This is a genomic window from Caulobacter sp. P1_B12_2 (assembly GCF_056406675.1).
Genome location: NZ_JBFTZS010000132.1, coordinates 1 through 10,417, shown reverse-complemented (window position 1 = coordinate 10,417; position 10,417 = coordinate 1). Strand labels below are relative to the sequence as shown.

The window sequence follows — 10,417 nt, the reverse complement described above, 5'->3', positions numbered from 1 at the left end:
GATCTACATCGTCTGCCTGTCGGGCACGGTGGCGGTGTTCCTCAACGAGCTGAAGCTGTGGGAGGAGCCCGCCGCGCCGACCCAGACCCACGCCCTCGGCGAAGGCCTGGATGGCCTGGGGCCTGGCGTGGGTCTGGGTCGGCGCGGCGGGCTCCTCCCACAGCTTCAGCTCGTTGAGGAACACCGCCACCGTGCCCGACAGGCAGACGATGTAGATCAGGGCGGCGGCGACCAGGCCCAGACCTGAGTGCCCCGACAGCACGGTGCGCACGAAGGCGGGCGGAACCTTGGGCCAGATCGACGGGCGGTTGGCGAACTCGATCTTCTCGGCGGCGGGAGGCGGCGTCTTGGCGTCCATCACGATCTTCCTAGTGCGGCCGCAGGACGACGGCGAGGGCGCAGACGGCGGTGAGGGCGCCCAGGCCGGCGGTGGTGCGCAGCAGCTTGCGGTCGGCGCAGGTCCAGACCATGGCCCCCGTCAGCACMRGGGGCGCGCCGAACGCGGCGGCCACCAGCTTGTCGGCTTGCGATCCGGGCATCCAGACCACCAGGGCCACCCCGAAGGCGACCGACGCGGCGGTCGAGACGGGCAGGGCCAGCAGCACGGCGGCGACCGTTCGCGGCCAGGTCGACGCCGGGCCGGGCGCGGGCTCGGCGCCGCCGCCGGTCGCGCGGATCGGCTTGGCCTTCTTGCCATGCGGCAGGGTCCAGCGGCCGCTGACGACGATGAAGGCGGTGGCGGCGACGGCGACCAGCAGGGTCGAGATCGCCACGCCCCGATCCCCGCCGGCCCAGGGCGCCAGCAGAACGGCGGCGGCGACCAAAAGGGCCCAGCCGCCGGCGATCAGGGCGCCGCGCGGCTTCGGGTTACGCTTCCACGCCAGCCAGAGCATCCAAACGCCGACGGCGACCGCGAGGGTCGCCGCTGACGCCAGCCCGATTTGGACCGTCTGAGTCATGGTCTACCAGCTGCGCTTGAGGCCGACCTGGACGGTCCTCTGCTCGCCGAACCAGCACCAGTCGGCCGAGTAGCACGACGAGACGTAGCGCTTGTCGAACAGGTTGGTGGCGCTGCCGGTGGCCTGCCAGCCCTTGAGCGAGGGGCTCAGCTTGGCCAGCTCGTAGCTGAGGGTCAGGTCGACCAGGGTGTAGGCGCGCGACTTGAAGGAGTTGATGTTGTCGCCCCAGCTGGGTCCGACGTAGCGCACGCCCACGCCGCCGGCCACGCCGTCCAGCGGGCCGCCGAAGTCGTAGTCGACGAAGGCCGAGGCAGTCTTCTCGGCGACGCCGACCGGGGTCAGGCCCCGCAGGCCGTCGTTGCTCTTGGTGAACTCGACGTCCAGCTTGGTGGCCGCGGCGGTCACCTTCAGGCGGTTGGTCAGCTTGGCCCGGCCTTCGAACTCGACGCCGCGCGAGCGCAGCTCGCCGCCCTGGATGCTGAAGTTCGGGTGGACCGGGTCTGCGGTCAGGGCGTTCTTACGCTCGATCTGGAAGGCGGCGACGGTGGCGTAGATCCGCTTGTCGGGGGACTCGTACTTCAGGCCGGCCTCGACCTGATCGCCGGTGACAGGGTCGAACGGCTTGCCGGCGAAGTCGGTCTGGCCCTGAGGCTCGAACGATTGGGACCAGCTGGCGTAGGGCGCGAAGCCGTTTTCGAAGTGATAGAGCACGCCGACGCGGGCGGTGGTCTTGCCTTGGTCGATCGTGGTCGGGAACGGTGTGGCGCCCAGGGCGAGGGTTTCCTGTTTGACGTCGTCGCGGCGCACGCTGAGCAGGGTGACCAGATTGCCGTACTTGATCTGGTCCTGGGCGTAGAAGCCGACCTGCTCCTGCTTGATGCGGCTGTCGGAGGCGTAGTAGCCGACGCCCGCGACGCGCGGATCAAGGATCGTCTGGCCGTAGACCGGGGCGAAGATGTCCAGGTTCGGCGCCGTGCCCAAGCCGAACTGCACCTTGGCCATCATGTGCTGGTAGTCGACGCCCAGCAGCACGTCGTGGGTCAGGGCGCCGGTGGCGAAGTGAGCGCTCAGCTGGTTGTCGACGGCGAAGCCGTCGTTGCTTTCCAGCGAGGCCGCCGTGCCGCGGGTCAGGGTGCGGTTGTCGGCCAACAGACCGGCCGCGTAGACCGACTCGTAGTTGGCCTCGACGCGCGTGTAGCGAAGGTTCTGGTGGACGGCGAAGACGTCGTTGAACCTGTGCTCGGCCAGGTAGCCGATCTGGGCCTGGGTGCGGTTATAGGCCTCGAAGTTCGGATCGCCGTCGTAGAAGTTCGGCGACAGCTGGCCCAGCGGGTTGGCGAAGGCCGAGCCCTTGGACGGCGCCGAGCCGTAGGAGTTGGACTTCGGATCGTGCTGGTAGCGGCCCAGCAGGGTGACGGTGGTCGCGTCGTCCGGACGCCAGGTGAAGGACGGCGCGATCAGGTAGCGCTGGTATTCGGTGGTCTGGGCCTGGCCGTCGCCCTGACGGAACAGGGCCAGCAGGCGATAGGTGTAGCGGGGATCGCCGGCGATCGGGCCAGTGGTGTCGATCGAGGCGTCGACCAGGTCGCGGCTGCCGACCCGCACCTGGAATTCGCCGCCGGCGACTTCCTTGGGGGTCTTGGACACGAAGTTCAGCAGGCCGCCGGGCGGCGAGTTGCCGTAGAGCACCGAGGCCGGGCCCTTGAGGATCTCGATGCGCTCGACCGAGGCGGCGTCGACCTGGGCGTCGGCGTACCAGCCTGGATACTGGCTGGAGAGACCGTCCAGGAAGGTGGTCGTGACGTCGAAGCCGCGCAGCTTGAACTGGTCGTAGCGGGTGACTGCGCCGCCGCGGGTCTCGGGCGTGACGCCGGCCACGTAGCGCATGGCCTGGTTCAGCGAGGTCAGGCCCAGCTTGTCGATCTGGTCGGCGGTGATGATCGACACCGACTGGGGCGTCTCCACCAGCGGGGTGGCCAGCTTGCTGGCCGTCGAGCCGACGGTGTCGTGGGCGCGGGCCGTGACGGTGACGCCGTCGACCGAGGTCTTGTCGTCGGCCGAGGTCTCCGCCGCCATCGCGTACAGGGGGGCGGCGGTCGCCAACAGGGCGAGCAGCAGGGCTTTGGACTTCACGACGACCTCAAATGCTAGTGCGACTTATTCTTAGTCGCACTGCATATTGTGAGCGCTGGTCACTTGCAAGTCGTTCTCATCAACAGTTGTCATATAAATCGCGATGCGCCGGATAGGTCACTCGCGTGGGGGCAGGGCGCCGGCGAAGTCGATCACGCACATGACGCCATAGGCGCGGTGCGGACCGCAGGCCACGCCGGCCAGCTGGTAGCCCGCGCCGAAGATGTTGCGGCGGTGGCCCCGGCCGGGCACGCCGCTGTCGATGATCAGTTGACGGACGACGTCCCGGGGATCGTCGTAGCCGTACGAGATGTTCTCGGCCGAAAGCCCGGCCCAGACGCCTTGGCCGCGCAGCCGCTGGCCCAGGGCGCCGGCCGCGCCGTGGCCGACGTCGCCTCGCGCGCCTTGGGCCTGAGTGTGCTGGCGGGCGGCGGCGGCGATGCGCCGGTCCGCGCCGAGAGGCGGCAGGGCGGCCTGACGTTCCAGGAAGTCGATCGCCTCCTCGACGGCGGCGGGATCGTCGCTCCTGTTGATCTCGCGGCGCAGTTCGCGAGCGTATTCGGCCGGCCGGGCGCGGGCGAAGTTCAGCTCGTCCAGCACGGCGTCGTCGAGACGAGCAGCCAAGGACGCTGATTGGGCCACGAGGGGCAGGACGAGGGACAGCAGGCCGGCGATCGCCAGAGCCAAGGCCATGCGGCCGGAGATGCGCATGCGCGCGCTCCCGTGAATTCAGACGCCCCTGACCTGACCTAACATGCATTCGGCGATGCGTGCAGTCGCGCGGAATGTCGCGGCGGTTCAGGCCGGGACGGGCGCCAGGGCCACGACGTGCTCATGCCGGATCGTCACCGTCATGCCGTCGGTGGCGACCACCGTCATGTGACCATCCAGTTGCTTGACCAGCGCGTCGACGATCACCGTGCCCAGGCCGCCGTGCTTGCCCGGCGCGATGTCGGCGGCCTTGCCGACGCCGTTGTCACTGACCGTCAGGGTCCAGGCCTCGTCGTCGCTGGCGAAGGTGACAGTGACCTGGGCGCCCGCCTTGAAGACGGGGAACGCGTATTTGACGGCGTTGATCAGCAGTTCCGTGACGATCAGGCCGATGCTGACGGCCTTGTCCGAACCGATCGCGCCGCGGTCTGCCACCACCGTCAGCTCGATCGGCTGGGCGTCGCCGATCATCGAGGCGGCCAGGCTGGCGCACAGCTTGGTCAGGTAAGGGCCGACCTCGATCTGGTCGACGCCGCCCGAGGCGTGCAGGTGCGACTGGACCTCGGCCACCGAGATCACCCGCTGATGGGCGTCCTTCAGGTGGAAGCGGGTCTCTTCGGAGGTGACGGCCCGGGCCTTGAGCATCAGGATGCTGGCGATGATCTGCAGGCTGTTGGCGACCCGGTGCTGCATCTCCTGCAACAAGACCTGTTTCTGGCCCAACAGATCGCTGGTGCGCTCCTGCAGGATTTCCTTCTCGCGCTCGATCGCCCGCCGCGCGGTGATGTCTGTGAAGGCCAGCAGGATCGTCGAATTGGAGCTGGTCTCGTAGATCACCTTGCGGGCGTTCAGCAGCATTACCCGCTGGCCCAGGCCCGGGAAATCGTGGCTGACCTCGAAGCCGTTCATCACCACCCGCTCCGGGATGATCGTCTCCAGCAGCACGCGCAGGGCGGGGATGTCCCACTGGCCGTCGCCCAGGGCGTAGAGCAGGCAGCCCATCGTGTGTTCGGGATCGACCTTGAAGGTCTCGTAGAACGACCGGCTGGCGGCTAACACGGAGAACGCTGAGTCGAGCACCAGCAACGGCTCGTGGATGGTGTCCACGATCGCCTGGGCGAGCGTCTGTGCGTCTTCAATCCCGGGGATCGGACGCGGCATGGCAAGGAAAGTCCGATCCTAGGCGCAGGGAGGTTCGCGGACGGCGACGGATGGGCGCCGATAGCTCTACCTTAGGCCAATTCCCGGCCCGAGTCCTGTCGCTCGAACGATGAGCGAGTCCTGCCACAGAGCTTGTTGCGCCAGATAGCGCCAGGTCTCGGCCATCGACAGCAGGTCAGCTTCGAGACTCACCGAGCCGCACGCTCCGGCTCGCCGCTCCATTTCGCTGGCGCGAGCCAGGCATTCCTTGGCGTCGAGCATGGGCCGATCCCTTCGATCCTGTGCGTTGCCGCAGAGTACTAACCCCGCGCGGCCCACAAGGCTCCGAGAGGGCTAACGGCCGCCGCCGGTGATTTCCTTGATCAGCGCCTGGACCGGGGCCTTGCCGCCGGCGTTCCACACGGCCTTCAGGTGGGCCAGGGTCTGCTCGGCGGGGCCTTCGAACTTCCACTCACAGTCGACGACCTTGCAGTTGTCGAACACCGGAGCCTTACCGCCGGCGAAGGTCAGGCGGCAGTCGCGGAATTCGCAGTCCGAGAAGTGCTCGCCGTCGAGCGAGACGGTCTCGTGGTTGAAGGTCGTCGAACTGGGCATGCGCCGTCTTTCACTGATCGTCGGTCGGGGGCTTGGATGCTGCCTCGGCGGCCTTGGCGGCGGCCTTTTCAGCGGCCTTCTGTTCGGCCTTCTTCGCCTTCAGGCGCTCGCGCTCCTGGCGTTCGAAGGAATAGTTCGGGGTGCGCGCCATGACGGTCTCCTGGCCGCGGGACGCGGCGAAAAGGAGCCCTAGCGCGGTTCGGCGCCGACTTACAGTCGTCATCCTGACCAAAAGAGCCAGAATGACGACCGCAGTGGAGAAGAAAGGCTATTTCACGTTGCCGCAGAAGCGCTGAATGCGCGCGCAGGCGTCTTCCAAAACATCATTGGCGGTGGCGTAGCTGATGCGGAAGAACGGCGACAGGCCGAACGCCGCGCCGTGCACCACGGCCACGCCCTCGGTCTCCAGCAGTTCGACGGCGAAGTCCTCGTCGGTCTCGATGACCTTGCCGCTGGGCGCGGTCTTGCCGATCAGGCCGGCGCAGGACGGATAGACGTAGAACGCGCCTTCCGGGGTCGGGCAATGCAGGCCGGTCGCCTGGTTCAGCATCGACACGACCAGGTCGCGGCGCTCCTGGAACAGCTTGGCGTTGGGCTTGATGAAGTCCTGCGGACCGTTCAGGGCCTCCAGCGCCGCCCATTGCGAGATCGAGCAGGGGTTCGACGTGGTCTGGCTGATCATCTTGCCCATGGCCTTGATCAGCGCTTCCGGGCCGGCCGCGTAGCCGATCCGCCAGCCGGTCATCGAATAGCCCTTCGACACGCCGTTCATCGTCAGGGTGCGGTCGTACAGCTTGGGCTCGACCTGGGCGATGGTGGTGAACTCGAAGTCGTCGAACACCAGGTGCTCGTACATGTCGTCGGTCAGCACCCAGACCTGCGGGTGGCGCAGCAGGACGTCGGCGATGGCCCGCAGCTCGGCGCGCGTATAGGCGCCGCCCGACGGGTTGGACGGGCTGTTGATGATCAGCCACTTGGACTTGGGCGTGATCGCCGCTTCCAGCGCTTCCGGCGTGATCTTGAAGCCGCTCTCGGCGGTGGTCTCGACCGGCACCGGGGTGCCGCCGGCCAGCAGGGTCATGTCGGGATACGACACCCAGTACGGGGCGGGGATGATCACCTCGTCGCCCGGGTTCAGGGTGGCGACGAAGGCGTTGTAGATCACCGGCTTGCCGCCCGGGGCGACGTGGACCTGGCTGGGCTTGTACTCCAGGCCGTTCTCGCGCTGGAACTTGGCGCAGATCGCGGCCTTCAGCTCGGGCATGCCGTCGGGGTCGGTGTACTTGGTCTTGCCGGCGCGGATCGCCGCGATGGCGGCTTCCTTGATGTTGTCGGGGGTGTCGAAGTCCGGTTCGCCGGCGGAAAGGGCGATCACGTCCCGGCCGGTCGCTTTCAGGGCGCGCGCCTTGGCGCTGATCGCGATGGTGGCGGACGGGGCGATGCGCCGCAGGGCGGCGGACTCAAGCGACATGGTTCAGGGCTCCCCTGGGAGGACGTGGACTCGGAAGTCCGGTTTCAGGATTGGGGCGGTCTTTACGCCCGCGCTTGCCGCGGTGCAACGCAACAAAGGCCGCATCGCGCGGGGTTCTTGCGTCGATCCGAGGCTCGCGGTACCGCTATCATCATAAACACGAGAGGCCGCGCCGCATGGCGGGCGGCCCCGGGAGGAAACGACCATATCGGCCGCCGACGGCGGACGATCGACGCTAGCGACGTCTCTTGAAGGGGGAAACATGAGGAAGTTCGCAGTTCTGACCGCTGTTACGGTCCTGAGTCTCGCCGCCGCCGCGCCGGTCCACGCCGCCGATGAAGGCGTCATGAAATACGCCATCAACAGGCCGTCCACGGCCTGGAACGTCTACGGACCGGGCCAGACCAACGCGCCGGTCAAGGACAAGGCGGTGATCGGCGGGGGCGGCATCCGGGTCCAGGTCACCGCGCCGACGCCGGACAAGCCCTGGGACAGCAGCGCCGGCCAGGGCGTCAACGGCAAGATCACCAAGGGCGACGTGATCACCATCGCCTTCTGGGCCAAGGCCGAGCCGGTCGACGGCGGGCCGGCGACGGCAAACATCAGCTCCGTGCGCGTCCAGCAGGCGGCCTCGCCGTGGGGCGGCATCGTCGAGGGCAAGGTCGTCGTGACCAGCGGCGAGTGGCAGATCTACACGGTCAGCGGCCGCGCGGGCATGGACGCGGAGAAGGGCGGGGCGGGCGTCGCCCTGCACCTGGGCGGCGCGAAGCAGACGGTGGTGCTGGGTCCGCTGTTCGTCTTGGACTTCGGCCCCAACTACGACCCGGCGATGACGGCGAAGTAGGGCTCGGGCCTAGCCCTTCATGTGCTCGACGAACGCGGCCAGGTGCCGGCCCAGATAGGCCAGGGTCTTCTCGTCGGTCAGCTGGCCGTTCTCGATCTTGGTGTGGGCCTGGCCGACCAGCATCTCGCTGAGCGGCCAGTACTCCGCCGAGACCTTGCGCAGCGACTGGCGCAGGGCGTCCTGGGCGCGGACCGTGCCGGTGACGCCGGGCGAGGCCCCGACGATGCAGGCGGTCTTGCCGGTCAGAACCGACGGGCTGCCGCGCGAGGCCCAGTCGATGGCGTTCTTCAGCACGCCGGTGACCCCGCCGTTGTATTCGGGGCAGGCCAGCAGCAGGGCGTCGGCGCCGGCAATGGCCTCCTTCCAGGCGGTGACCGGGGCGGGGTCGCCCTGGTCCTCGACGTCCTGGTTGAACAGCGGCAGGTCGTGCAGGCGGAAGATCTCGATCGTCACGCCCTCGGGCGTGCACTCCTGGGCGGCGCGCAGCAGGGCGGTGTTGTACGAGGCGGCCCGCAGGCTGCCGGAGACGCCGAGAAGTTTCATGAAGAGGCTCCGCCGTTGGAGCGGGGAACCTAGAGAGCGTCGGCGTCTCGTGAAAGTCGGATCAGGCCGTGAGGGCGGTCTTCATCGCCGTTTCGACGAAACCGCCTAGTTGCGCCTCGACGTGGGCCCACAGCCGCTCCAGGTCGCGGGCGGCCGGGCTGTCCGGCTCGAGCTCGGCGACGCAACGTCCCTGCGCCATGGCCTTCTGGAAGGCCTCGCGCGAGCGCAGGCCGTGCGGGGCCAGCGGCAGGCCGCAGAACCGCAGGGCCTCCATGATCTCCGGGAAGGCCACCGGGGCGACTTCCGGCTTGTTGGTGTGGGCCTGGTTCAGCACCACCAGCCCGCTCTTGCCCAGGCGGCGCACCGCTTCGGCCGTGCGCACGATCGGGGCCAGGTCGAGGAACGAGGGCCGCCCCGCCACCAGGCAGAAGTCGGCGATGTTCACCGCCTGGGCGACATCGGCCTCCGGCGCGGCGGGCGTGTCGATGAACAGGTAGTCGTAGTTTTCCCGCATCGCGTTGGATTTGGTCAGAAAAAGCTTGCCGGCGGTGATCTCGGCCAGGGCCGGTCCGGGCTCGATGCGCGTGCGCAGGGCGTCCGACGCGGACCGCTGCGGATCGATGTCGGCCAACAGAACCTTGTGCCCGGCCAGAAAGGCCATCAGCGCCAGGTTCACGGCCAGGGTGGTCTTGCCCGATCCACCCTTTCGGGAAAGCACAGTAATTGTCTTCACGACTTGCACTCTTTGCCCAAACCGAACGACCGGTTCTCGCGGCCGCAAGGTTCCCCAAGGTGCGTAACTGTTATGGCGAAGGTATGAACAGAACTTCAACCTGTGGATTATTTGACGCCCCGGCCAAAATTCGCGGAAAATCGCTGGCCGTTCAAGGACATCAGGCCTGGTTGAAGGCTCAAACGGCGCGGGCGCGTCCCTGGCCGTCCAGGGCCAGCAGGGCGGCGACGTGGCTCCACAGGCGGTCGACCTCCTGGGCGGCCGAGGTCTGGGCGTCCCACTCGACCACCGACAGGCCTCGGGCGATCGACTGCTGGTAGACGGCGCGCGAGCGCAGGCCGACCGGCGCGATGGGCAGGCCGCAGAACCGAAGCGCCTCGACGGCCTGGCGCACGCTAGCCGGTTCGAACCCGCCGCGCTTGGACGGGGCCTGGTTCAGAACGATCAATCCCGCCTTGCCGAGGCGCCGGACCATCTCGGCCGAGCGCGCCACCGAGGCGATGTCCAGGAACGTCGGGCGGCAGACCAGCAGGCACAGGTCGGCCGAGTTGACCGCCACGGCCACGTCGGCGTCCGGCGCGACGGGCGTGTCGATCAGCATCACGTCATGGGCGTCGTGGGCGGCCTGCGAGTGGGTCTGGAACAGCTTGCCGGCGCTGATCTCGGCCAGGCCGGGGCCGGGTTCGCCGCGCGCCCGCAGGGCGTCGGAGGCCGAGCGTTGCGGATCGATGTCGGCCAGCAGGGTCTTCCATCCCGCCAGGTGGGCGGTGAGAGCCAGGTTGACCGACAGGGTCGTCTTGCCGGCCCCGCCCTTGCGGGAAATCACAGCCAGGGTCTTCACGACGGACGCTCCCAACGCATCCCGTCCAAGCGCTGTCCGCAAGGCCGGGAGCCTGTGGATAACTTAGCCGCGCCGTAAGACAGCCCTGCAACGCAATAGTCGTATTGAGGGAAACTTAACCACGACGCGGTTCCGCCTGACGGGAACCGTGACGACAAAATGAGCGATCCTCAGGCGATTTGCGTGTTCGCCGCGCTTCACCCCGCCCCCTTGACCGCAGCCTGGGCATGGGCGAGGCAGGCTGATGCTTCGTCGCCTGATCGACTTCTTCACCAACATGGACGCCCGGGCCTGGCGCACGGTCGCGGTGTCGTTCGTGCTGTTCGGCGGCGTGGGCGTGGTCTTCCTGTTCGGGGCCCAACTGCTGGGCTTGAACGGCGAGGTGGCGGTCGAGCACTGGCTCGGCGCGGCCCACGGGCCCTGGGCC

At 68.1% G+C, this 10,417-nt stretch carries 13 protein-coding genes and 1 pseudogene; 2 read left to right on the top strand and 12 right to left on the bottom strand.

Annotated features, from left to right (window positions below):
• From AC1DZ6_RS10355 to AC1DZ6_RS10315, 9 genes are all read right to left on the bottom strand, one after another.
• Nucleotides 1-358, bottom strand: a 358-nt coding sequence (locus tag AC1DZ6_RS10355) for a PepSY domain-containing protein (RefSeq protein WP_477097098.1), incomplete at its 3' end; no start/stop codon positions are given.
• Nucleotides 359-368: 10 nt separating this feature from the next.
• On the bottom strand, nt 369-959 hold the full coding sequence (locus tag AC1DZ6_RS10350; protein WP_477097097.1) for a hypothetical protein: 591 nt from the start codon (nt 957-959) through the stop codon (nt 369-371).
• A gap of 3 nt (nt 960-962) precedes the next feature.
• Nucleotides 963-3,092: a TonB-dependent siderophore receptor gene (locus tag AC1DZ6_RS10345; RefSeq protein WP_477097096.1), complete on the bottom strand. Its 2,130-nt coding sequence runs from the start codon at nt 3,090-3,092 to the stop codon at nt 963-965.
• 117 nt (nt 3,093-3,209) lie between these two features.
• Nucleotides 3,210-3,803: a CAP domain-containing protein gene (locus AC1DZ6_RS10340; RefSeq protein WP_477097095.1), complete on the bottom strand. Its 594-nt coding sequence runs from the start codon at nt 3,801-3,803 to the stop codon at nt 3,210-3,212.
• Nucleotides 3,804-3,890: 87 nt separating this feature from the next.
• Nucleotides 3,891-4,964 (bottom strand): sensor histidine kinase, encoded by a 1,074-nt coding sequence (locus AC1DZ6_RS10335; protein WP_477097094.1) that lies wholly within the window; start codon nt 4,962-4,964, stop codon nt 3,891-3,893.
• A 66-nt stretch (nt 4,965-5,030) separates the two neighbouring features.
• Entirely contained in the window at nt 5,031-5,225 is a 195-nt protein-coding gene (locus AC1DZ6_RS10330; protein ID WP_477097093.1) for a hypothetical protein, read from the bottom strand.
• Between the two features lie 72 nt (nt 5,226-5,297).
• Nucleotides 5,298-5,558 carry a hypothetical protein gene (locus tag AC1DZ6_RS10325; protein ID WP_477097092.1) on the bottom strand — a complete coding sequence of 87 codons (261 nt, stop codon included), beginning with the start codon at nt 5,556-5,558 and terminating at the stop codon, nt 5,298-5,300.
• 10 nt (nt 5,559-5,568) lie between these two features.
• Complete coding sequence (locus AC1DZ6_RS10320) at nt 5,569-5,709, bottom strand: hypothetical protein (protein ID WP_477097091.1); 141 nt, start codon at nt 5,707-5,709, stop codon at nt 5,569-5,571.
• A gap of 117 nt (nt 5,710-5,826) precedes the next feature.
• The gene (locus AC1DZ6_RS10315) at nt 5,827-7,029 is read right to left on the bottom strand and encodes a pyridoxal phosphate-dependent aminotransferase (protein ID WP_477097090.1); all 1,203 of its coding nucleotides are present in this window, start codon (nt 7,027-7,029) and stop codon (nt 5,827-5,829) included.
• A 262-nt stretch (nt 7,030-7,291) separates the two neighbouring features.
• Between AC1DZ6_RS10315 and AC1DZ6_RS10310 the strand changes: the two genes are divergently transcribed.
• Nucleotides 7,292-7,873, top strand: a complete 582-nt coding sequence (locus AC1DZ6_RS10310; protein WP_477097089.1) for a hypothetical protein — start codon at nt 7,292-7,294, stop codon at nt 7,871-7,873.
• A gap of 9 nt (nt 7,874-7,882) precedes the next feature.
• Here the strand turns inward: AC1DZ6_RS10310 and AC1DZ6_RS10305 are convergent, their stop codons facing one another.
• From AC1DZ6_RS10305 to AC1DZ6_RS10295, 3 genes are all read right to left on the bottom strand, one after another.
• Nucleotides 7,883-8,416, bottom strand: coding sequence for an NADPH-dependent FMN reductase (locus tag AC1DZ6_RS10305; RefSeq protein WP_477097088.1), 534 nt, complete (start codon nt 8,414-8,416; stop codon nt 7,883-7,885).
• A gap of 61 nt (nt 8,417-8,477) precedes the next feature.
• A complete protein-coding gene (locus tag AC1DZ6_RS10300) occupies nt 8,478-9,134 on the bottom strand; it encodes an AAA family ATPase (RefSeq protein ID WP_477097087.1) in 657 nt (218 codons plus the stop codon).
• Nucleotides 9,135-9,327: 193 nt separating this feature from the next.
• Nucleotides 9,328-9,990 carry an AAA family ATPase gene (locus tag AC1DZ6_RS10295; protein ID WP_477097086.1) on the bottom strand — a complete coding sequence of 221 codons (663 nt, stop codon included), beginning with the start codon at nt 9,988-9,990 and terminating at the stop codon, nt 9,328-9,330.
• 244 nt (nt 9,991-10,234) lie between these two features.
• Between AC1DZ6_RS10295 and AC1DZ6_RS10290 the strand changes: the two are divergent.
• Nucleotides 10,235-10,417, top strand: a pseudogene (locus tag AC1DZ6_RS10290) (TVP38/TMEM64 family protein); the annotation flags it as partial.

Excerpts from the sequence above, each read along its gene's own strand:
- AC1DZ6_RS10325 (WP_477097092.1), bottom strand. The coding sequence starts at position 5,558 with ATGCCCAGTTCGACGACCTTCAACCACGAGACCGTCTCGCTCGACGGC.
- AC1DZ6_RS10335 (WP_477097094.1), bottom strand. The coding sequence starts at position 4,964 with ATGCCGCGTCCGATCCCCGGGATTGAAGACGCACAGACGCTCGCCCAG.
- AC1DZ6_RS10310 (WP_477097089.1), top strand. The coding sequence starts at position 7,292 with ATGAGGAAGTTCGCAGTTCTGACCGCTGTTACGGTCCTGAGTCTCGCC.
- AC1DZ6_RS10305 (WP_477097088.1), bottom strand. The coding sequence starts at position 8,416 with ATGAAACTTCTCGGCGTCTCCGGCAGCCTGCGGGCCGCCTCGTACAAC.
- AC1DZ6_RS10340 (WP_477097095.1), bottom strand. The coding sequence starts at position 3,803 with ATGCGCATCTCCGGCCGCATGGCCTTGGCTCTGGCGATCGCCGGCCTG.
- AC1DZ6_RS10330 (WP_477097093.1), bottom strand. The coding sequence starts at position 5,225 with ATGCTCGACGCCAAGGAATGCCTGGCTCGCGCCAGCGAAATGGAGCGG.
- AC1DZ6_RS10315 (WP_477097090.1), bottom strand. The coding sequence starts at position 7,029 with ATGTCGCTTGAGTCCGCCGCCCTGCGGCGCATCGCCCCGTCCGCCACC.
- AC1DZ6_RS10320 (WP_477097091.1), bottom strand. The coding sequence starts at position 5,709 with ATGGCGCGCACCCCGAACTATTCCTTCGAACGCCAGGAGCGCGAGCGC.